This window comes from Endozoicomonas sp. 4G (assembly GCF_023822025.1).
In the GTDB taxonomy this organism is placed as follows: Bacteria; Pseudomonadota; Gammaproteobacteria; order Pseudomonadales; family Endozoicomonadaceae; genus Endozoicomonas_A.
The window spans coordinates 5,491,273-5,512,814 of the sequence record NZ_CP082909.1; the positions used below are offsets into that span (position 1 = coordinate 5,491,273).

The 21,542-nt window shown below is 49.6% G+C and carries 22 protein-coding genes and 1 tRNA gene; 16 read left to right on the forward strand and 7 right to left on the reverse strand.

Annotation, left to right across the window (positions count from 1 at the left end; genetic code table 11):
* Nucleotides 1–48 precede the first annotated feature (48 nt).
* Nucleotides 49–2,154: an ATP-binding cassette domain-containing protein gene (locus K7B67_RS21740; protein WP_252177934.1), complete on the forward strand. Its 2,106-nt coding sequence runs from the start codon at nucleotides 49–51 to the stop codon at nucleotides 2,152–2,154.
* Here the strand turns inward: K7B67_RS21740 and K7B67_RS21745 are convergent.
* The 3 genes from K7B67_RS21745 to K7B67_RS21755 are packed head-to-tail and all read right to left on the reverse strand — an operon-like array spanning nucleotide 2,118 to nucleotide 5,891.
* On the reverse strand, nucleotides 2,118–3,128 hold the full coding sequence (locus K7B67_RS21745; protein WP_252177935.1) for a M23 family metallopeptidase: 1,011 nt from the start codon (nucleotides 3,126–3,128) through the stop codon (nucleotides 2,118–2,120). The genes K7B67_RS21740 and K7B67_RS21745 overlap by 37 nt on opposite strands.
* A 3-nt stretch (nucleotides 3,129–3,131) precedes the next feature.
* A complete protein-coding gene (locus K7B67_RS21750; protein ID WP_252177936.1) occupies nucleotides 3,132–4,559 on the reverse strand; it encodes a hypothetical protein in 1,428 nt (475 codons plus the stop codon).
* A gap of 60 nt (nucleotides 4,560–4,619) precedes the next feature.
* A complete protein-coding gene (locus K7B67_RS21755; RefSeq protein ID WP_252177937.1) occupies nucleotides 4,620–5,891 on the reverse strand; it encodes a TolC family protein in 1,272 nt (423 codons plus the stop codon).
* A 107-nt stretch (nucleotides 5,892–5,998) separates the two neighbouring features.
* Here K7B67_RS21755 and K7B67_RS21760 point away from each other — a divergent pair, with 107 nt between their 5' ends.
* Entirely contained in the window at nucleotides 5,999–6,703 is a 705-nt protein-coding gene (locus K7B67_RS21760) for a hypothetical protein (RefSeq protein ID WP_252177938.1), read from the forward strand.
* A complete protein-coding gene (locus tag K7B67_RS21765) occupies nucleotides 6,703–7,980 on the forward strand; it encodes an HlyD family type I secretion periplasmic adaptor subunit (protein ID WP_252177939.1) in 1,278 nt (425 codons plus the stop codon). The genes K7B67_RS21760 and K7B67_RS21765 overlap by 1 nt, the downstream gene beginning before the upstream one ends.
* Before the next feature lie 31 nt (nucleotides 7,981–8,011).
* Here the strand turns inward: K7B67_RS21765 and K7B67_RS21770 are convergent, their stop codons facing one another.
* On the reverse strand, nucleotides 8,012–8,287 hold the full coding sequence (locus K7B67_RS21770; protein ID WP_252177940.1) for a helix-turn-helix transcriptional regulator: 276 nt from the start codon (nucleotides 8,285–8,287) through the stop codon (nucleotides 8,012–8,014).
* A complete protein-coding gene (locus K7B67_RS21775) occupies nucleotides 8,284–8,637 on the reverse strand; it encodes a type II toxin-antitoxin system RelE/ParE family toxin (protein WP_252177941.1) in 354 nt (117 codons plus the stop codon). Before K7B67_RS21775 ends, K7B67_RS21770 begins: the two co-directional genes overlap by 4 nt.
* Before the next feature lie 222 nt (nucleotides 8,638–8,859).
* Between K7B67_RS21775 and K7B67_RS21780 the strand changes: the two genes are divergently transcribed.
* The 3 genes from K7B67_RS21780 to K7B67_RS21790 all read left to right on the forward strand — a co-directional run bounded on the left by K7B67_RS21780 (nucleotide 8,860) and on the right by K7B67_RS21790 (nucleotide 11,198).
* On the forward strand, nucleotides 8,860–10,335 hold the full coding sequence (locus K7B67_RS21780; RefSeq protein WP_252177942.1) for a C2H2-type zinc finger protein: 1,476 nt from the start codon (nucleotides 8,860–8,862) through the stop codon (nucleotides 10,333–10,335).
* 248 nt (nucleotides 10,336–10,583) lie between these two features.
* Entirely contained in the window at nucleotides 10,584–10,877 is a 294-nt protein-coding gene (locus tag K7B67_RS21785) for a type II toxin-antitoxin system RelE/ParE family toxin (RefSeq protein WP_252177943.1), read from the forward strand.
* Nucleotides 10,878–10,886: 9 nt separating this feature from the next.
* Complete coding sequence (locus K7B67_RS21790) at nucleotides 10,887–11,198, forward strand: HigA family addiction module antitoxin (RefSeq protein ID WP_256484618.1); 312 nt, start codon at nucleotides 10,887–10,889, stop codon at nucleotides 11,196–11,198.
* A 158-nt stretch (nucleotides 11,199–11,356) separates the two neighbouring features.
* On the opposite strand, the gene K7B67_RS23920 is transcribed toward K7B67_RS21790, so the two are convergent.
* Entirely contained in the window at nucleotides 11,357–11,485 is a 129-nt protein-coding gene (locus K7B67_RS23920) for a hypothetical protein (RefSeq protein ID WP_256484619.1), read from the reverse strand.
* Nucleotides 11,486–11,532: 47 nt separating this feature from the next.
* On the opposite strand from K7B67_RS23920, the gene K7B67_RS21795 reads away from it, so the two are divergent.
* The 10 genes from K7B67_RS21795 to K7B67_RS21840 all read left to right on the forward strand — a co-directional run bounded on the left by K7B67_RS21795 (nucleotide 11,533) and on the right by K7B67_RS21840 (nucleotide 20,999).
* Nucleotides 11,533–11,925 (forward strand): hypothetical protein, encoded by a 393-nt coding sequence (locus K7B67_RS21795; protein ID WP_252177945.1) that lies wholly within the window; start codon nucleotides 11,533–11,535, stop codon nucleotides 11,923–11,925.
* Between the two features lie 505 nt (nucleotides 11,926–12,430).
* The gene (locus K7B67_RS21800; protein WP_252177946.1) at nucleotides 12,431–13,822 is read left to right on the forward strand and encodes a hypothetical protein; all 1,392 of its coding nucleotides are present in this window, start codon (nucleotides 12,431–12,433) and stop codon (nucleotides 13,820–13,822) included.
* Between the two features lie 80 nt (nucleotides 13,823–13,902).
* Nucleotides 13,903–14,481 (forward strand): hypothetical protein, encoded by a 579-nt coding sequence (locus K7B67_RS21805; protein ID WP_252177947.1) that lies wholly within the window; start codon nucleotides 13,903–13,905, stop codon nucleotides 14,479–14,481.
* A gap of 67 nt (nucleotides 14,482–14,548) precedes the next feature.
* Entirely contained in the window at nucleotides 14,549–14,746 is a 198-nt protein-coding gene (locus tag K7B67_RS21810; RefSeq protein ID WP_252177948.1) for a helix-turn-helix domain-containing protein, read from the forward strand.
* On the forward strand, nucleotides 14,743–15,552 hold the full coding sequence (locus K7B67_RS21815) for a hypothetical protein (protein WP_252177949.1): 810 nt from the start codon (nucleotides 14,743–14,745) through the stop codon (nucleotides 15,550–15,552). The genes K7B67_RS21810 and K7B67_RS21815 overlap by 4 nt, the downstream gene beginning before the upstream one ends.
* Nucleotides 15,545–15,802, forward strand: a complete 258-nt coding sequence (locus K7B67_RS21820) for a hypothetical protein (protein WP_252177950.1) — start codon at nucleotides 15,545–15,547, stop codon at nucleotides 15,800–15,802. The genes K7B67_RS21815 and K7B67_RS21820 overlap by 8 nt, the downstream gene beginning before the upstream one ends.
* Nucleotides 15,799–16,764, forward strand: a complete 966-nt coding sequence (locus K7B67_RS21825) for a primase-helicase zinc-binding domain-containing protein (protein ID WP_252177951.1) — start codon at nucleotides 15,799–15,801, stop codon at nucleotides 16,762–16,764. Before K7B67_RS21820 ends, K7B67_RS21825 begins: the two co-directional genes overlap by 4 nt.
* Nucleotides 16,764–18,158, forward strand: a complete 1,395-nt coding sequence (locus K7B67_RS21830) for a DUF5906 domain-containing protein (RefSeq protein WP_252177952.1) — start codon at nucleotides 16,764–16,766, stop codon at nucleotides 18,156–18,158. Before K7B67_RS21825 ends, K7B67_RS21830 begins: the two co-directional genes overlap by 1 nt.
* A 277-nt stretch (nucleotides 18,159–18,435) precedes the next feature.
* Nucleotides 18,436–18,741, forward strand: coding sequence for a hypothetical protein (locus K7B67_RS21835; RefSeq protein WP_252177953.1), 306 nt, complete (start codon nucleotides 18,436–18,438; stop codon nucleotides 18,739–18,741).
* Between the two features lie 800 nt (nucleotides 18,742–19,541).
* Nucleotides 19,542–20,999, forward strand: coding sequence for a phage major capsid protein (locus K7B67_RS21840; protein WP_252177954.1), 1,458 nt, complete (start codon nucleotides 19,542–19,544; stop codon nucleotides 20,997–20,999).
* 102 nt (nucleotides 21,000–21,101) lie between these two features.
* Here the strand turns inward: K7B67_RS21840 and K7B67_RS21845 are convergent.
* A tRNA-Thr gene (locus K7B67_RS21845) sits at nucleotides 21,102–21,177 on the reverse strand.
* Between the last annotated feature and the right edge of the window lie 365 nt (nucleotides 21,178–21,542).

Here is a 21,542-nt window from a genome sequence, read left to right on the forward strand (position 1 = left end):
CAGGCCAGTAGGTTCAGAGGGCGCCAGCTAACTAAAAGAGCGCCTCTTATGCTTAAGTTTCACCTCAAAGATTGTTTCCTCACCCTGTGTCATTACATGGGAGCCGATGTTGTCAAAGAGGATTTAGAGACACTCACGCAGGATGGTCAGGAGTTTGATCACCGTCGCCTGAAACAGGCTGCTGCCTACTGTAGCCTGGACATGACAAAAAAAAGCAGCAAACTCATTGATATTACCGAAGATGACCTGCCCTGCATCATTCAGTTAAAGAAAAAAAAGTTCATGACCATCACCGAAATTCGCAACGGTGAGTATTTCATGGCGTCACGAAAGCACCCTCTGGGCCTGTGGATTTCTTTGTCGCGATTGGCGCCGGTTTATACCGGCACGGTTTTCTGCTTCACTGAACAACAGGAAAAAAACGCTGCCAGCAAACTATTGATGCCCGCCTGGTTTCGCGCTCAGATGAACGAACTCCGGCCTCACTACATTCAGGTATTGCTGGCGACCCTGATGGTCAATCTGCTGACTCTGGCGCTACCGTTATTCACCAACATGGTGTTCGATAAACTCATCCCAACCTTTGCTACTGATACGCTTCTTGTCCTGGGGATGGGTATGCTGGTCGTGGTTGTCTTTGATTTTGTCCTGCGCTGGCTTCGCACTTATTTTGTCGATGACGCCTGCCGGGTTATTGAAAAGCGCAGTGAACAGTTCATCATGGGGCGTCTTGTTCAGCTGAAGCAGAGTGAACTGCCGGACTCTGCAGGCCGCATTGCCCATGTTGTGGAAAATTTTGCCCGGGTTAAGGAATTTCTGTCCGGAACGGTGGTGTTATCGTTACTGGATGCGCCATTTTTTATCCTGTTTACCCTGGTTATAGGACTGATCAGTGGCGTCATGGCACTCATTCCTCTTGGCATTGCGGCCTGCCTGATACCCATTGCGATATACAGTTATCGACGCACGCGGCACCGTGCCAGCCAGCTGACCCGGGCCAATAATGCCAAAAGTGCCTTTCTCTACGAAGTCAGCTCAGAACTGGAAGCCATTAAAACCCTCGGTGCGACAGGCAAGACTCAGGCGCGCTGGCGTAGTCTGGTCACCGTGTCTGCCTGGGCATCCCTGGCCAGTAAACAGTCCAATGTTCTGCTTAACACGCTGGTGGCCAGTGCCAGTCAGAGTGTGGTTATCGGTATGCTGATTCTGGGTGTATTCCAGATACACAGTGGTAATCTTTCTTCCGGCTCCCTGTTTGCCTGTATTATTCTTGGCAGCCGAGCCGTTGCTCCGCTGATGAGTCTGGCCATGGCAGTGAATCGTCTGAGTTTTTCCGTTAAGGCGTTAAAAGAGATTAACGAGCTGCTGGGGCTGGCCGGAGAGGATGATCTCAACGATAAACTCAATGTTCCCAGCCTGAAAGGACTGATTGAATTCGATAAAGTGTCCTATCGATATCAAGCCTCAGAACCAGAGATTCTGAAAAATATCAGTCTGAAGATTGAGCCAGGGGAGCGGGTGGCGATACTGGGCGCTTCCGGCTCAGGAAAGAGTACGCTCATCCGCATGATCCAGGGACTGGTAGAACCCACTGAAGGCAATGTCATGGTGGATGGTCGCAATCTACAACATCTTAACCTCGACCATTACCGCCGACATTATGCTGTGGCACCGCAAAAACCTTCCGTATTCGCTGGCACACTGAAAAGTAACCTGATGCTTGGACTGAGTGCAGCATCCACTGAAAAGCTGGATGAAGCCTGTTATGGGGCTTGTCTGGATGGATTTGTCCAGAAGTGCTCCCGAGGCTACGCCCATGAAATCATGGAACGGGGCGAAAATCTCTCCGGTGGTCAACGACAGGCGCTTTGCCTGGCTCGTGCGTTGTTGCGTCGAGGTCGTTTACTGATTCTTGATGAACCCACCAGTGCCTATGATAACTACAACGAAACACTGTTCTGTCAGCGTCTTCCGGGCATCCTGAAGGACGACCAGACGCTGATTCTTATCACTCACCGGCAAAACCTGTTGCAATTGGTGGATCGGATTATCGTGATATCCGAAGGTCGTATCATCGGTGATGGCAGTCGCAGTCGAGTGCTAAAGGAGCTGAGTTATCAACGGTCAGTTACGTCCTCAACACCGACAGCATAATCAAAAACCTTGTTAATGGGGGGCATTGATGTGCGTTCCAGCCTGACGCCCCCCTGCCAGCGACCCGGTCGTCCTGGCTGGATGGCCGGGTTTTTTATGCCGATGTAGTAAAGCTGCTGCGCCTTGCTTGATTTCAGTTTCGGGAAGCTATGCTCTCTGATCCGTTCGCTATTGGGTGCAACGAAGCTCAATGTTACCTGATCACCCATTGACAGGCCGATGAACCGAACCCAAAAAAACAGGTGCTGGCTTTTGTCACCCGAACCCTTATTAAAGTTTCCGGTTTCAATCGTCCGGTAGTTTTCTGGGGGAGTTTTGCTAAACCCCTGATCCAATAACAAGCCCGGGAAATACGTTATCTTGTTGTCTGCGGTTCCTAGCCATTGACTGTTGAGGGTATCCCCACATTTGCCTCTGTCCGGTTTTCCGATAAACGGGTCAATCGTCTTATTGTGATGGGTAACCTGAAAGTGCACATGGGGAAATTCGGTTAACCCCGACAGGCCGATTTCTCCCAGTGACTGCCCCTGGATGACATGGTCACCTTTTTTGATGGTCAGACTGCCCTTTTTCAGATGGCCATAAATGGTGCGCCAGCCGTGACTGTGCTGGATAACAACGGCATTGCCCAGGCCGATCCGTTTTATTTCCTCACGTCTGGCGGGGTCCAGATAAGCATCTGTAACACCATCTCGTGTCGCGACGACCTTACCACTGGCTGCTGCCAGCACCGGAACCCCCTTATCCATTTGAGGCAGGTTGATTAACCTGATATCGGTACCGGAATGGCCGTCATAGGTTTGCTGACGGCACTGATAGTCGCTATAGCCAGCAGTGGGGTCATGATCAACATAGTTCTGGATAAAGCAGTCAACACCATAATGACAAGCCACCGGGAAAATAAAATCCGGACTCTCGTCAGCCGAAGCGGCCAGACTCCAGGCCAGGGGAATGATGTGCCAGCGAGCCCTCATTGCTCAATTTCCTTTTATTCTGGCCCTTACATCTTTAATTGCCCTGGACATGGACATGAACAGCTTTTCCATTCTTGACTGCCTGATTTGGCTGGCCTGGTTATCTTCCTGAACTTTTTCAGAAAGCGCCTGTAACTGTTGAGAGACGACTTTAATTTCGCTGACAGAGTCGTCTGTTTTCTGTGAGATGGAGGTTTGCAGCCCGGTGATCTGCTCCGTGGTTTGCACATGACTGCGTCCCAGCGCTTTTTGCTCATCCAGCAGAGTATTGACAATCTGAACCAGCCGATGCTTGCTCTCCTGGACTGCCCCCAGTGCTTCTACGCTGGCATCGGTCTGAGTAGTGAACAATTGTCGTAGTTTTTCAGATTCCTGCAGTTGCAGTTGTGCCAGGGCTAACTGATTCGACTGAAGTCCGGCAGAAGTTTCAAGATGTTGTTCAGCCCGCAATAAGGATTCAGACAGCCCGGAGGTCTCATTTTTCAGCTCACGGTGGTTACTATTCAGTAAAGCGATCAGGGTTTGCCACTGTCTGTCATCGGTAGACTGAATGCTGATTTTCTTCAGAGTATCGGCGATGATACCGAGCTGGCTGGTAATTTGCTCCAGTTGCCCGTTTTCAATGGCCGGGGCCGCAGTGGTCGTAGCTGCTCTACCATTCGAATGCCTTTCAACGGTGTGCTCGGCCAGCCAGTTCTCCATGGCAGAGGTGAAGTAATAGCCGGCCTTGTCCAGACTGAGCAGAAAAATACCCAGCACCAACGAAGTACTCAGTCCCATCAGGGAAGAACCGAAGGCAGTACTCATTCCGCCAAGCGGCCCTTCCAGACCTCTGACCAGCTTGACCAGGGTTTCCATAATATCACCGCCATCTAATCCTGCTGCCAGGTCAGACAGGATGCCCCCGATGGAGCCAATGGTGATGGTCAGACCAAGGAACGTTCCAAGCAGTCCGATAAAAACCAGCAGGTCGGTGAAGTAGCGAATGAAGGCAGACTTTTCGCTCATACTGTCTTGCAGGGAATCTATCAGGGCCCGGGTTGCAGGAGCCGAGAGTCTGATAACACCCAGGGAGGCAATGTTGTTTTTCAGGAGGGTGACGGTTGGCCCCATCAGGTGCATTTTCAATGGTTTCGGTTTGCCCTGCACATTCTGATCGTCCAGACCGTCTTTGTTTTCAAAGAGGATCTCATCCAGTTTGGCAACTACCAGAACATCGTCTTTGAGTTGAAACACATAAAGGAAGCAGAGCACCGTACCGATTATGAATACCGATAAAATCGTACCGTTCAGGGGCAGGTTCGACATCAGTGCCGTGATAAAAAAATCCCTGGAAAAATAAACCAGAATAACGGTGGCTACGGCGACAAACTGCATTCGCCTTATGAAGCTCACTATTCTTTTTGGGTTGGCAATATGCAGCTCAGACATATCTCCATTATCCTTTTTTGTCCTTGTTGCCCGATGTCCTATCGCTTTTCTTCTGAAGCATTATTGTGATTTGTCTGCCAGATTTTGTACCGTATTGATGATGTCGTTCAGGTAATAACGGATTCTCAACATACTCTTGTAGTACTCAAACCGGAACACAGCACTCTGGACTCTGCTGTTATGGTAATCCCCCTGGGCTGTGGTGATGTCCAGCAAGGTCTTTTCACCCAGTTCAAATTCTTTGTAATAGAGATCGACAATTTCACGGTTGGTTTCCAGAGCCTCTTTATTGACGGCCTGTTCGTCTTTTAACTTCAGCATCGCGCTGTAAGCTTCCTCCGCCTCTTTTTCCAGTGTCAGTGTTGCCTCCTGCAACTGATGATTAGCTCGCATGACCCTGGCATTGTTTTCATCAACATTGCTTCGGGCCTTGAAGCCATCCCAGAGGTCATAGCTCATTGTGATACCCGCAGCCTGTGTGGTTGACCATTGCCCGTTGGTGTCCAGAGAGTTTTCCCTGTTGCTTTCGATCTTCAGGTTAAACCTGGGATAAAGTCCGGAGCGGGCTTTGTCTCGATTTTCTTTAGCAAACTCAATGTTTTTTTTGAGTGACTGGATTTGATAACTCCGGGTCGTTGCAAATTCCACCAGCTCTTGGGGGGTCTGCTTGATGACCAGTCCGTCCAGCACAGGAATTGTCAGGTTTTCTGGCTCGATGTTGGTCAGGCTTTTAAAGGTTTTACGGGCAAAAGTCAGGTCTGTCTGGTACTGGATCAACTCAAGCTGGGCATTCTGGCTCAGACTGGACAGGCGTTGAACATCCGATTTGCTGGACGCGCCTGTTTGATTTCGGGTTTCAAGGATACCTAGAAAGCGATTGTAAAAGGCTATATTCTCATTGATATACCCGATCACTTCCTCAAGCTTCACTATCTCCAGAAAGGCGTTTGAGGTGAGTAGAACCAGCTGTTCACGCCCGTTATTAAAATCCTGTTGGTAGGCATTCAGCTTGTATGTTCTGGCACTGACCTCGTTGGAAATCCGACCAAAATCGTACACCACCTGATTGAGGGTGACGGATGATTTGCGCTTTTGCTGCCAGGCGCTGTCTGTTTTGTTGCTCTGACCACTTTCTAGCTGGAGGGTAATCTTGGGCTGGTAGTCGGCATAACTCTTGTCCAGCTGGGCCTTTCCAACATCAACCGTAGCCTCCAGAGACTTCAGCGTTGGGTTAATCTCCAGCGCTTTGGTAACAGCCTCTGGTAGCGATAAAGCACTCATGGGGGAGAGAAAGAGTAATGAACTCACCCCAAGCAGACTTTTTAGTTTCATAGAATTTGATCCTGCCTGTCCTGATTTTTTTGTCGCCTGCCCACTCTTGAAGATGACGTTACAAGCCACAAGGTCTTATTCGGCCCACAAGACGAAAACTGCAAAGGATGGTTACTTTTGATATTCAAGCCGTTATTAAGAAACACATCAGGCAGACGATAGATAATCAGACCATTTCTTTCCCGCACCTCTGCTACTGGAGCACCATGGCTAAAAAAGTTGAAAGCAACCCATGGCCCGGATTTGTGGATGCTTTGTCGACGACTCTGCTGGTCTTTGTTTTCCTGGTGGTTGTCTTGGTTATGGTGGTTTCTGCACTGAGTATGCAGGTGGGTTTTGATATTGCGCAGTCGTCTATTGAAGCTGAGCATTCAGCAGCCGGATCGGCCGAAGGGCTGGAATCGGGTCAGCAGGCCTCGGTGGAAGCGGATATTGAGAAAGAAATTGTTTCTGAAGCCATGAGCGTCAATTTAGAGAGCCAGGTGTCTACGGAGATAAAGAGTAAGCTCATTCGTATCAAGTACGAGGATTTCAATTCACGCCTTTCTGAAGCAGCAGACAAAGAGCTGAAAGATTGGGTTGAGGCAAACCTGAGTGATCTCCAGGGTAAAACGATTCATGTCATTAGTTTGCTCAATACCCGAAGTCTGGCTAAAACGGTTTCTTACGAAATTGCATTCAATCGAATTTCTCAAGTTCGAAGCATTCTTCTGGCCGCTGGTATGTCCGCTGAAGCTATCAAGATCAGACTTGACGAATCCGGTACAGAGCAACGAAATCAGGTGATTATCAAGGTAGTGGAGAGCGAATAATGAAGCCACTGCTTACCCGAATGCGTTACCGTTCTTTTTCCCGCTATTCGATCATTTTTACCATCACTTTTATTGTGCTGTGTTTTCTGGTCTGGTCAGCCATTGTCGAAATAGATGTGGTTGTCAAGAGTCATGGCCGGGTGACTACTTTCAGCAATAACCTTGTGGTTGAGCATCTGGAAGGCGGTATTCTCACCGAATTACACGTCAAAGAAGGGCAGCGGATTCTCAAAGACACGGTATTGTTTTCGGTGATGAATCCTGCCCTGGCCGAGAATATCAGCGTATTGAACCAAAGACTCAGAGGACTGACTGCAAAAGCGCAACGATTGTATGCAGAAATGACCGGTGAAGAGCTTATCACCGTCAGTAAAACAACGGCTCAGAATAACGAGTACTCTCTCAACGAACATGAGTTGTATAAAAAGCGTGCCAGAAAACTCAGCGAACAAATCTCTATTCTTCGCCAACAGGTCAGCAAAGAAGAAGCACTGTTATCTGAGCTTGATCAGGTCATCGAGGATATGAAAAACGAGCGGGCAGTTGCTCAAAAGCAGTTGGATATATTGACAACACTCCTTAAAGAAGGTGCGGGTTCAATTCATAATCAGCTGGAAAAAAAGATGGCGTTGCTGAAAATTGAGACCCGAATCAACCAGTCAATGAAGCAGATTCCGGTTGTCACCGCCAAGCTATCGGAGCTGCGCTTAAAGAAAGCCAAGCTGATGACGGATTTTCGTGAAGAGGCACAGCATGATTACAACAAAGTCCGACTAGAAATTGCTCAGATTCAGGCACAGATTCAATCTTCCGGTGAACGGGTGATCCGTAAAAAAGTAGTGGCACCGGTTACGGGGACTTTGCATACCCTGCATGTCAATACTATTGGTGAGGTCGTGTCACCAGGTTCAATATTGGCGGAGATAGTGCCAGATGGTGTTCCCCTGATGGTAGAAGCTATGGTGGCTCCCCATGACAGAGCCAGAGTATGGCCCGGTCAGTCGGTGAATGTTCGGGTTTCTGCTTACGACTACACGACTTACGGTTCTCTGAAAGGCAAGGTTCTGGAGGTGAGTGCTGATACTTATCTCGATAGCGTCACGGCTAAGCATTACTACAAGGCTATGATTGAGACGGAAAGCTCAGGGTTTGATGAAAATAATCAATTGATTCCGGGCATGACCGTTGAATTAAATATCCTGGCAGGCAAGCGCACGTTGCTGGGTTATCTGTTGGGGCCTTTGTCTGAGTCTATTCAATTTGCTGCAAGGCTGTAATTTTAAGTTGACTTAAAAGCCCAGAAGCGGGTTAGACTAGCCGAATTTCCAGCTTTTTACCCAGGGCAGCAGCAAAGCGCTCAAGTGTGGAGAGTTTTACATCCTCAGAATTGTTTTCGATACGGGATATCGCGCTTTTCTGGGTTTGAAGCTTTTGTGCCAGCTGGAGCTGGGTTAACCCTGCCTCTTTTCTGGCCTCCTTGAGCAATACTCCAAACTTGAACGACTCATAGCCCTCATCATAACCGTCGGCAAATTCCGGGTCTCGGGCTTTCCTATCTTGAATGTATTGATCCAGATCACTCATCGTTTTTTCCTCCTGTTCAGATAATCCCTGCGGCGCCTTTCTGCCAATTTGATGGCTTTTGACGGTGTTTTCTGTGTCTTTTTTTGAAAAGCGTGATTTAATACGACCAAGCTGCCTCCGTCAAAGAAACCCAGCAGACGAAATATATCACTTCCAGATTGAACCCTAACCTCCCAGATTTCCTCAGTGCCAACCAACTTTTTAAAATAACTGCTCGGTACTTTCTCCTGCTCCTGAACCAGCTTCAGAACCCAGGTAACCTTTTGAACCTGCTGGCTGCTCAGGGCATTCAGAAAATCAGCAATAGGCGTTTTGCCGTCTTCCGTTGTATAGAAACTGATTTCACGCATGGTGATAGGTTAACACAGGTGTGAACTTTTTCCAGTCGAGTTCTGGGTTGGTGGTATTACCAATCCGCTCACTGTGAATGAGACATTCGTTCCTTGTTCTATGCAAGGCCATTGCTTGCGTCCTGAATTTGGGGATTTTCACGGCAAAGAAACCTCCGACCTCTCCAGATTTTTACTAACCTGACTTCCCAATAAACAGTTCAACCACTGGGAAGCCAAACCTTGCTATCTAACAAAACATTGATTTTGATCTTCACCATGGTCTTTTCTGTGCATAGCTCTAATGGCCATGCTCAGGAAAAACAACTCTGCTTAGGAAATAACCAACCCACCCGGATAAGGCTTCTACTTGACGAGCACCTGAAAATTGTTCTTCACCCACCGGGCGTCGAAAACAGGCTTCTCCCTCTGTTAGAAGAGAGTGAGACCATCGAATGGTGGGAGTTGAAACAGGAATTCGAGGAGAACCACGGCGACATGCCACGAGTCTGCTTCGGTGATGGCATTCTCTTAAAACCAGACACTCGTTATTGCTTTTCTCCCGATTCTGGCGTCGAAACTTTAGCTCACAGTCGGGCAGACTCTGATGAGGGTTCTGGCAGTGAAGACAGCGGAACCTCTGATGAAAACAGCGGCAACCGTTCTGACGAAGACGAAACTGATACCGAAACTGATGTTCAGTGTGTACACACGAGAGTTAGTCCTTTTCGGGCGTTAGACGAAACCAGTCAGTTTTGTGTGATGCTGGCACTGGAAATGATTCAGCAGGCGTTCATTTCAAACAATGAAATACTCACTGAGCCAGAGGCAGACGTGACAAAAGCGGAGTCTGTTAACCACCTGAAAGTCACCTCACCTGTTTACAACACCGACCGCATGAGGCACCTGAAAACGCACAAACAGAAACAGCTCCGCCTGCCTGCCAACCAGAGACCCAAGGTGCACCAGTGTGACCATGAGGGCTGCGACTACAGCACGAACCGGGCGGCCAATCTGAGAATGCACAAACAGACCCACCTGTCTGCTGACCAAAGAACCAGGGTGCACCAGTGTGACCATGAGGGCTGCGACTACAGCACGAACCGGGCGGCCAATCTGAGAATGCACAAACAGACCCACCTGTCTGCCGACCAAAGAATCAGGGTGCACCAGTGTGACCATGAGGGCTGCGACTACAGCGCGTTCTGGTCGAGCAATCTGAACGCGCACAAACAGACCCACCTGCCTGCCGACCAAAGACCCAAGGTGCACCAATGTGACCATGAGGGCTGCGACTACAGCACGAACCGGTCGAACAATCTGAAAGCGCACAAACAGATCCACCTGCCTACCGACCAAAGACCCAAGGAGCACCATTGTGACCATGAGGGCTGCGACTACAGCACGAATCGGGCGGCCAGTCTGAGAATGCACAAACAGACCCACCTGCCTGCTGACCAAAGACCCAAGATGCACCAATGTGACCATGAGGGCTGCCACTACATCACGAACCGGTTGAGCAATCTGAAAAAGCACAAACGGATCCACCTGCCCACCGACCAGAGACCTGAAAGAATTAAAAGAAAAGCGTATGGCCAGCCGCCATCTAACAAGAAAAGAAAGAAGGATTATAAAGAATGGTCCGCTTCCCAACCTGCCTCAAATTCTACATTGCAGAATGTGTCGTATAAGAAGTGGGGACTGAAACTGGAAAAATAAGCAGGTACGAAAAAGCCCCAGATAGTGCTGAGGCTTTTGGGGCTTTTCTGTTTGTGGACTTTTTGCACCGCAATGGTCGCCTGCTCAACATCTGCCACGGTGACATTGCCCCGCTCAAAGCACTGGTAGAAATTTAGAGGCCACCCACAATGTGGATGGTACATCCTGAGAGTCAAGAGTGTGCCACTACACACTCAACCCGATAATATCGAACACTTTAGCATGGTGTCCGTGCTACCATGTAATCCATGATCGCTTCCTTCAAAGACAAGGCTACAGCAGATATTTTTAACGGCAAGGCTTCCCGCCTGGCCCGCAAAGTCTGTCCCCAGTCGCTTTGGCGAATTGCCGCAAGAAAGCTGGATCAGCTGGATTCTGTGCTAATCCTGGATGAACTGAAGGTTCCACCGGGTAACTGTCTTGAAGCCTTGACCCGAGACCGGAAAGGGCAACACAGTATCAGGATTAATGACCAGTATCGAATCTGCTTCCGGTGGGGAAACAAAGGACCGGAAAATGTTGAAGTCACCGATTACCACTAGGAGCAACGGATGACCAGAGTGCCTGAAAACCGACCACCGACCCATCCCGGTGAAATGTTGCTGGAAGAGTTCCTGATGCCTATGAATATTTCACAAAGGGAGCTAGCGGATGCCATTCACGTGCCTTATCAGCGAGTGAATGAACTGGTCAATAAAAAGCGTGGGATCACACCCAGTACAGCGCTGAGGCTAGCCCGCTTTTTCGGAATGTCACCAGACTTCTGGTTGAGTCTGCAGGTTCGCTGGGATTTGTATAACGTTCAAACTGCAGAAAAAAGCGACCTTGAAAAAATACAGGCATTCCAGCAGAAAACAGCCTGACCCGCTTTTCTGAACTCAACTCCCTCAGCCAAAACAAGCAGAATTTTGCTCTCATCATCCTCAAAGTCGATCTGTTTAGTCCTGGAAATTAAATGCTTTGACTGAATCTGTAAGTTTTCTGCTGACGGGTCATAGGCTGGAAAAAACTGGTCAGCTATTCAACAATGGGAGGTGAATATGGCAGGGGCCAGATTCTCTTGCCAGTACTGGTTACGCAAACGGCCTTTTTCGGCATCGTCGGCCTGTTGGAAACGAGGCTCTGCGGTGTAGTCCTGCCAGTTGGTCATAATGTCATCCCTGGTCTATGCTGTGGTTCTGTTGTGTCGGAGTCGTTATGGAAAAGTCGTTATTTTCAGAATTAAAACGTATTGGCATTGATGAAGAACTGGCCAGCAAGGTCAGTGCTTCTCTTGACCCGGAATACAATGCCAGTAAAAAAGATATCCTGGTACTGCAAGAAGCCATTATGCAAGTACAACTTCAAAGTGAGCGCAGTTATCAGGCACTCAGTTCAGCACTGCATACCGAGATAGCGGGTGTTCGTGCTCAAATCAGTGATGTTCGGGCAGAAATCACCGATGTTCGGGCAGAAATTACCGATGTTCGCACTGAAATCACCGATGTTCGCACTGAAATGGGTTCCTTTAACCGGCAATACATCACTACTTTCCTCGGCTTGATTACTACCATTATCAGCGTCTTTGTCATCAACTTGTATTTCAAGTAGCGCCCACTCAATGCCCGTAAGGCTGACCGGGAGCCAGTTCGCCCGTTTTTGGCAAACGATTCAAGAATACCTTTTTCTTTCATATTCCTTCAATAAGCCAATTTCTATAGCCCGACAAATGTCAGTAATGCGGCTTTCATATCGACGATTAGGCAAAAACAGAAAAAATTAAGGTTTATGACACATGTCGCAGACGTGTCACTGTAGGTTTTTTTGAGGGCATAAAAAAGGGCTTCCTAACTAGGAAGCCCTTCTGTTGTATGGTGCCGGCACCAAGAGTCGAACTCGGGACCCACTGATTACAAGCCGCGCTTATAAGGTTTTTATGGGGTTTTATGGGTTTTCACTTATAATTACTAACCCTTTGTATTTAAAGGCTTATAGCCATGTTTTGTCCCATAAATATTTTTTTCTGCACGTTTCAACCCTGTCTCATACCTGCACTAATACCTGCACTAAATTTTGCTAGTGCAGGTACGTACAAACTAGGGAAAGGTGCCAGGATATGAGCCGTATTACAGACCCGGATTTAAAGAGCCTGAAAACAGGCAAGGATGAAGTTGAGAGCTTTGGTAAAGGTCATGGTGCAATGGTCTTTCGTAAGCAGGGTGAAACTACTACGGGTTACTACCGTTACTGGAAAGGCAGGAAGTCTGTATTTGTCCTGTTAGGGCGTTACAAGCCACCCAGAACCAAGACGGCAGGTTTCAGCCTGAAAGAAATAAGAGAAAAGGCCACCGAACTGGCTACCCTGCGACAGCAGGTCAGCCCGCAGGACTTGAAAGAATATCTTGAACAGCAAGAAGCTGACCGGCAGCAGAAGGCTGAAGAAAGAAAGCAGCAAGAGGCTATCGAGGCCAGCAAGGGCACATTTATAGATTTGATTAAGTTATACAGCGACTTGTTGTTTAGAAAAGAGGCATCCTCTGCACGAGATGTCACTACATCATTAAAAACCAATGTCATCAAAGCTCACCCAAGCATTGCGAACAAGAAAGCTGCTGATGTTACCACGGATGATATCATCAAGATTCTGGGAGAAGTTTATGCCCGTGGATGTAAAACCAATTACGTCAGAATAAGAAGTTATCTTCAAACAGCATTTAATGAAGGCATGAAGATTGATAATGACCCACTTCATTTATCCGAACAGGGTAAAAGGTTTGGCATTTTATTTAATCCAGTTTCAGCCATACCACGACATTCTGAGCTTGAGAATGTCAGGAAAAGAGTGCTTGATAATGAAGAAATTAGAAATGCTTGGCAAGGTATTAGTAATGGTAGGCCCGGCTACAGCCCTTTGTATTGGCTACTGATAAAGTTATGTTTCTGTCTGTATGGCAACAGGCCGAAACAGTTATCCCGATGTTTATGGGAAGATGTGAACTTTCAGCAACGAACACTCACCTTTATTGACCGAAAAGGCAAAAACGCAAAAGCCAAGAAACGGATAATCCCGTTAACTGACAGAGCTATATCTGTATTAAGAGAAATACAGATTTATTCTGGCAATAATCCAGGCCCTTTCTATATCAGAAATAAAGTACCTATCAGTGAAAGAAATCTTTCAAAGTTTGTGAAGAGTTATAACGACTGGTTAATGCAGCAAGCCCGTGACCAGGATGAACCCATACCTGAACAATGGACGGCTAAAGACATTCGCCGGACAGCTATTCGTCTTTTTACTGATTGCCGGGTGCCAAGAGAACAGCGCTATCTTTTGCAGTCCAGGGAAGATGGTAGTGTGGAATCAAAGCACTACGATCATGACGACCGGCTGCCTGAAAAACGTGATACAGCCAAGGTGTACGACAGTTACCTTGAAAAAATATTAACCGACACTGTACCGGCCAAGTTAGTAGACCTTGAACACTACCGGCAGCTTAAGGGGCGTTAGAAACTATACTGCTGAACAGGTAAGGGCGCAGCTTGCGACACTGCGCCCTTTTTGTATCTGGATACCAGCAGGACAATGCTATGAAACCAGACAGAGTAGATTATAGCCTTGATGAAGTGGCTTTGATGAAAGCTGACATTGATCCAATGGTTTGCCGGGACAGTGTCAAGTGTGCAATAAAACGTCAATTACTACCCGGTTGCTACCAGGCTGAGGCGTATCTGATGCAACTGATTGAACAGGTCGAAGCTGGGATATTGAAGCCAACACGGACAATAGAGCCACCACCAGGAATAATAGGTTCTGATGAAATCTATATCAGCAAAGAGGTTGCTGAAAACTGGCAGCCTGAAGCGCCAGCACTATCACCCGCCAACTGTGAACCCATCCCAGTAGAGACAAAATCAGCAAAAGACAAGCGAAGCACCCTGTTGGCCGTTGCCATTCTTGCCAGGTATACCGGGCTTTACCAAAAATATGACGAACAGGGCAGGAAAGGCGGACAAAAAGCCATAGCGCAATTAATCAGGGATACTGCCGAACATCTTGGGTATTCGTTGCAGGGCTTAAGTCTGCCAACGCTTCAACAGTTATTGAAGGATGCCGATAGCGCCCTGAAAGAACAACAAGCAACAACTGTCGTTAAATCTGAAATCTGAATCAGATGAAGATTCGCTTCAGACCGTCTGAAATAAAGGTTGTCTTTTTTTACCGAGGCAACCTGTCATGTCCCAGAATGATTTCAGCAAACAATACCTGACCTATAAAGAGGTTTGTTCACGCTATGGCATAGGCTCAACCACGCTTTACCGCTGGATTGCTGATAAGAAAATGCCAGAAGGTGACAAGATAGGGCCAAGGGCGCGCCGCTGGAATATCAAAGACCTGTTGAAGTGGGAACGGGAAAGGATGGGGGCAGCATGATTGTTTTTAAATCGGCAGCCCCCCAGGAGAATCGAAAGGAAAGGGCCGCCAGCGTACCCAACGCCAACCCCAGTTTAGCCAATAAATCCTGTGATTGTCTTTTATTCATATTGACGACTGCCGGTTCAGGCTTTATCGTTGTCCCTGTTCTGGCACAATCCAGAACCCGGATTAGCACCCGGAACCACAAAAGGCGCAACAGTCGCCACCAGTGCGGCTTTTTTATTGTTGCGACATTTCAGCACGTCCAGTTTATGACGGGCTGGGAGGGCTGCCTTCGGGCAGGCCGGTTCCCTTTTGTGCCGGTAGTGCTAACCCTTCCAGCCTGTCACCAGTCAGACTTAGCACTCTGGGTGACAGGTTCCAGTTACAAAAGGAGCCTATCCCATGCTTTACCGAATCGCGATCCTGTCGGGCGACACTGCCCGCCTATCTGCCTGCACCGTCCAGCGCTTCACCGAACTATCAGCCAGCTCATACCAGGCGGCTGTCGCACAGGCTTTGCGCCTGAATGGTTTGGTGATTGGCTGGAGGGTTCAGGGATGATCATCAAGGCCATTCGCAACCATAAAGACCATTCACCGGCTGTCACTGTTGAGCTGACCGAGAGGCAACTGGTCACCTTATGCAACACCGCCAGTGAACTTGAGATTGTGCTCATTGAGCAATACCGGCACCTGCACCCGGCGCAGAAGCGTTACATCAAGGTCAGTGTCCGGCACTGGCGCAAGTTCCGTGTCTGGGATGTTTTGGAAGCAGCCCTTGAACAGGCCAGCAGCCTGGTAGGGGGTAGCTGCCATGAATAAGTTCAAGATCCTTGAGAATGCCCTGTGCGCTGTCAACCACAGGCAGACTGAAGCCCGGAACCAGGTTCGCGATTGCCGTGACTTGGGCAATGAAGAGGCTATGCAGTACTGGGAGAAGGAAATCGATAAGGCCGAAGCCACTTACCAGGGCTTGCTGGAGATGCTGTCAGACCTGTATGGCGGCGAATTAAATGGCGAATTAAAAGCGAAGCCGGGCGAATTAAATTCAGGGCAGGGGGTTAGGCCATGACACACCGTAATTTTACGGCGGCTGTCAAGGGGGCTGCCTTCGGGCAGTGGCCTTATATCCTGCAACAGCTGGCCGGGTTGACTGACCTGCAGGTCGATACCAGGACCCGATCCACAGGCACGGCCTGCCCCCTGTGTGGTGGCCATGACCGCTACAGCTTCAAGTCTGACGATGAGGGCGGCTGGGCCTGCCGCCATTGCGGCGGCGGTGACGGTTTCACCCTGCTGATGAAGCTGCACGGCTGGGACTTCACCCGGACAGTGCAACAGGTGGCCAGCCTGCTGGGGCTGAGTCAGGACTTCCCTGAAGAACTGGATCGGCTGCGAAAGGAAGCCGAAGAGCGCCGTCGTGTGCATGAGCAGCAGAACCAGCAGAAGAAGCAACAGCAACAGGCGGAAGGCATCCAGGAGGCTAACCGGTTCTGGGACAATTCAGTGCCCTATCGGCGGCATCCTTACGCCGAATACAAGCGGTTCAGCCCCTTTCTGAAAAGCCTGTGCCGCCAGCTTGATGACTGGCTACTGGTGCCCGTATACAGCCCGGACGGCTTCCTGATGAATATCCAGCGCTTTGTCAACTACATGCCAACCGATGGCAGCCGCTGGCCCCGTTACTTTGTCCGTAATGCACCAGTCAAAGGGGGCTGGCTGGCTTACGGACCGGACTCACACCACGTCCTGATCACGGAAGGGGTGGCTGATGCGGACGCCTGTTACCAGATCGAAAGCGGAGCTTGCAAGGTGGTCTGCGCCTTTTCAGCGAATCAGTTTTCATCGGTGGCGAAGCTGGTTCGCCAGTATCATCCGGACTCTGAAATTATTTTGTGCCCGGACAGTGACCCGGCAGGGCTGAAGCATGCCATTAAAGCCACAACAGAGGTACATGGCTGCCTGATTTCACAACCGCCAACACCTTACAAGGACTGGTCAGATTTCTTTATTAGTCAACAGGAGGTGGCGTGATGTCAGATAAAACCACGCCAAAATCACGAGCGGTTGAAGCAAAAGACATAAAACAACCAGAGTGTGAACCACAGACACCACAGCATCTGATGCAGGCCGGTGGCAAAAAGCTGTCACTGGCTGAGGTAGAACGGCTAAAAGAATTCAACCAGTACTATACCCATACAGTGCTGTCAGGCAAGCACTTCATCGCCCTGAAACGCTATAGCGCCGTTAATGGCAAGTTGGTCATAACATTTGACCCATTGCCACAATTCAAAAACTACTTTCTTGCTGATCCCGAAGTGGCGGGCATGAATCCCGGTAAAGCCTGGTTGTGCTGGCCGGGCAAGAACTTCATGCCCGGCGGTGTGACCTTTCAGCCAAATGTGGAAGCCTGCCCCAAGGACGTGTTTAACATGTGGCAGGGTTTCGATGTGACTGCTGAAGAGGGCGACGTCGGCACCTTTACGCACCATGTACGGCAGGTGTTGTGTGGGGGTGATGAGGAGGTCAGTCGGTACTTTATCCAGTGGTTAGCGCACATGCTGCAGAAGCCGGACGTAAGGCCGTCGGTGGCCATCCTGTTGAAGTCAGTCGAGGGCACGGGCAAGGGGACGATGGTTAGGCCGTTAGCGGAGATCCTGGGCCCGCACTTTGTCCAGCTGAACGGGGACAGCCTGCTGACCGGACGGTTTAACTCCATTGTTGCCAACCGGCTGCTGGTGTTCGCCGATGAGGTCCAACTTACTGATCAAAAGGTTGCCGACACGCTTAAGGCGATGATCAGTGAACCCACGGTCAGCATGGAGCGCAAGAATATCGACGCGGAGCCGATGCCCAACTTTGCGCGCTTCATCTTTGCCAGTAATCATGACCATGTATTGCTGGCTGGCCAGAGGGAGCGGCGTTACCTGGTGATTGAACCCGATGCTAAGTACGCTCAGAACCAGGCGCACTTTAACCAGTTCTATAGCTGGCTGAACCAGGGTGGTGGGGCCAGCAAGCTGTTGCACTACCTGTTGCACCTGGACATTAATGATTTTAACCCCCATAAGGCACCTGTCACCCGTGGCCTGATTGCCGAAAAGCTGCAAAGCATGAAGCCGGTTCAACAGTGGTGCTATGAGTGGCTTGAGAAGGCGGCTACGGTTGACCCCTTACCGGCAAGGATTGATGGCAAGGATCTGGCCGGGAAGTATCGGGACTGGGCCAAGCTCAACATGCACATGGATATACTTCAAAGAGCGGCTGAAACCGAAGTCGGCAACCTTATGAAAGCGATGCAAATCAGCAAGAAACGGCCAGATCCGAAAGGGCCAAGGCTTTACCAGCTGGCCGAAGCCAAAGAAATGTGTAAGCGTTTTGCCGGTATATTGGGGCATTCGGAAGATGAGGTTTTTTCAGAACTTTAAATATTGGTTGGCTAGCTTGGCTAGGTTGGCAGAAGTCATAGTTACCAAGGGTTAAGAACTAGCCAACTTTAATATTATTTTTTAAAAAAATATATAAGTTGGCTAATAAAAGAAAAACCACAGGCCAACCTAAACACTGTAGCCAACCCCTAACCACCCATGAAAAATAGGTTGGATAGCCATTAGGGCTTGCGCTGCAAGGCATGAAGGGCAACAAGCCAACTTAGCCACCCAAAAACCGGTTTTTTTCCATGGTTTTAACAGTAGGATTCAAGACATGACCCCATCTGAACGCTACCACCAACGACTGGATGACCAGCTGGCACTATACCGGCTGCTCCAGGATCGCCTTGAACTGATGAAAGAACAGCTGTCGTTTCTGGCGAAGCACAAGGCTTTTGAACCCGGTTACTACATGAATGGCTGCATGGGTGCGGCAGGGGAGGACTTGGCCAAACTGATCAGCCTGGCTGAACAGCAAACCGATCTGTACCGGCGAATGATCCAGTATGGAGAACGCAAGACCGGACTGGATCAGCCACCCGTGAAGAAAGACCGAAGCCATTTAACCTGTGTGAAATAGCGGGTGACAAAAAAAGCCCGAAGTTGCACGCATAAAAATCTGGGGCACGGCGGCGGTTTACGTCGGCGAGCCGCAGGTTTTCGACCCCCCCTACCCATTGGCTATGACTGGCCCGAGGGCTGGCCTTCTGGCTGCGGATATTCTTGGCGGCATTCAGGATGGCCTTTTCATTCAGTGCCACTAGGTGCCGCTGCTCATACTCTGGCAGGGTGGCCACGTCGGCGGCCACCGACACTTTGACATCGCCTGCATCCACTTTCCTGATTAGTTCGGGGATGCCCTGGGTTTGGACTTTTTTGGCACGATGAACAGATCTTTCTGAAACATTCATCAGTTCAGAAGCTTGATCATTTGAAAAAGTCTGCCAATTGGCAGACTTTTTTGGCTGACTTTATACTTCTTTCTGAAACATTTAATAAGTCAGCAGCCTGGCCATTACTGAGGTCGGGCAAATTTGCCTGACCTCTTTCTGTATGTTGATTATCACCTGCTCGCATGTTTGCCAACTTCCCTGCCACCATCGCCCTCTGACTTTCTGTCAGGTGCCGCCTATGCAGAGATTCAACGACACCACAAACCCCATTAATAAATCAAGGGGCAAATTTGCCCACTGAAAAAACGATTGAGATACCGACAGATCAAGTGGTCAATTGGCCACTTGATCTGATTTTCTTATTGGACGAATTCGTCCAATAGCGCGCTACGTGAAATCTGGCAGGCCAACACCCGCACTTTGTCATTTCATGCGCGTATCGTCGCCTATGCTATCAATACCACCCACGATTAAAGGAGTCTTCACCATGAAGATGCAGATCAAAAACTTTGACGTTATTAATAAGCATTGCCCGGAAGCGATCGATATTCTGAAGCGTTACTACCATTCGGAAGATGGCAAAGGCGATATTCAAATCAGCCCCATAGAGATTTATGCCGAAGACCTGTTGGATGCCGGTAATTCACTGCTCAGGTGCATGAAGATAATGATTAACAAGGCTACCCAGGAAAACCGGGATTTTAATGAACCAGAGAGGGCAGCTTACGAAGCAATTAAGGGCTGGCAGATCCGGTTTTTTGAAAAGTACGAACTTGAAAAGCCATCGAATCCACTACCCAAGCAAACCCGAACCTATATCAAAGATGATTATGGCATCCCCATACGCCCAGCCATGAATAGCGATAGCCGTGAACTTAATCAATTTGAACCCCTGGCCAAAGACCAGCGCATGAGCGACTGGTGCCAGAAGTTCGTAAGTTCTGAAGACCTGTCTGGCCTGAAGCTGGGTGACTACGTGCGGTCCTGGGTGACTGGGGATCATAACGACCTGACCCGGCGTGCCATGACCACTACCGGCACCGGCGGCGTACTGATCCCTACTCCACTGTCGGCTAGCATTATCGACCTGGCAAGAAACAAGGCCAGGGTGATGCAGGCTGGCGCTGTCGTCTGGCCCATGGATGCCACCACCCTGACGGTGCCAAGGCAGACCGGCGACGCTTCAGGGGCATGGCGCCCAGAGCTGGGCAAGATTCATCGCACAGACGTGGCACTTGAGCCGGTGGTGCTGAAGTCGTGCAGCTTCGGCGCACTGGTGACACTGTCCATGGAACTGATGGAGGACGCTATCGGGCTTGATGTCTTCCTGACCCAGACACTGAGCAATATCATTGCCGAAGGCGTAGACCTGGCGGCACTGAGCGGGGAGGGCGCAACCGACAGTGAAAGCAACGAACGCATCGAGCCGGTGGGCGTGCTTAATACCTTGGGCGTGCAGGAGATCGACCTGAACGCCGCCCTGACCAGCTATGCGCCATTCTCACAGGCTGTCACCATGATCAGGCAAGTGAACGGTGAACCCGGTGGCCTGATGATGGCCCCGGTTAATTTCGGCATCCTGGACGCACTGACCGCCAGCGATGGCCAGCCCTTGATGCCACCACCCAGCTGGGGCCAGATCAGCCATTACGACACCAACCAGGTGGACGAATCCACTGCCATTGTAGGCAACTGGTCACAACTGGCCATCGGCATTCGCCATAACATTCGCCTGGAATACGCTTACACCGGCAACATTGCCGCACAAGCCCCCCAGAAAGAAGTAGACCTGTTCAGTCAGAACGCAGTGGCAATCAGGGTGCTATGGCGGGGTGACGTGGCAGTACAGCGGCCTGACCAGTTCGTGAAGGTGATTAACATGAACCCGGATGCCTATTCCGTGAAGGCCGAACAGGGGGCAAGGAATAAAAGCAAGGCCGCTTGAACCTGCCCTAGCAATGTCGCTTACCTGCACTAGTACCTACACTAAAACGACAGACACAAAAAAGCCCGTAGTGTTCGCTAACGCTACGGGCTTTGTTTTATTTGGTGCCGGCACCAAGAGTCGAACTCGGGACCCACTGATTACAAGTCAGTTGCTCTACCAACTGAGCTATACCGGCAAAGAACGAGGTGCATAATATGTATGAGCGGATTCTTTGTCAATATCCCCGATACAAAAAACAGACCTTGTGGTCTGCTTTTTGTACGATCTTTGTGAATCTCTTTCCTTGCCCTGTGTTTCGGGGCTTCCTGCCCTGAAATGAGCTTCCTGCAAGCTGTCATCCTGACTTCAAAGCTTCCTGCTTTGTCCGCTCCCTGCGGTGTTCAAGTCTTCCTGACTGTCTTGAGGCGTCCTGCCTGTATCTTTGTCAGCTTAAGTCTTCCTGACTTTGTGAACATCCTGTTCGCAGCTGACGATTCCTATTATCCATGGCCAGATGTTTTGTGAAACCGGAGGTTTTCCTCTTCGTTTGTGAGACATTGA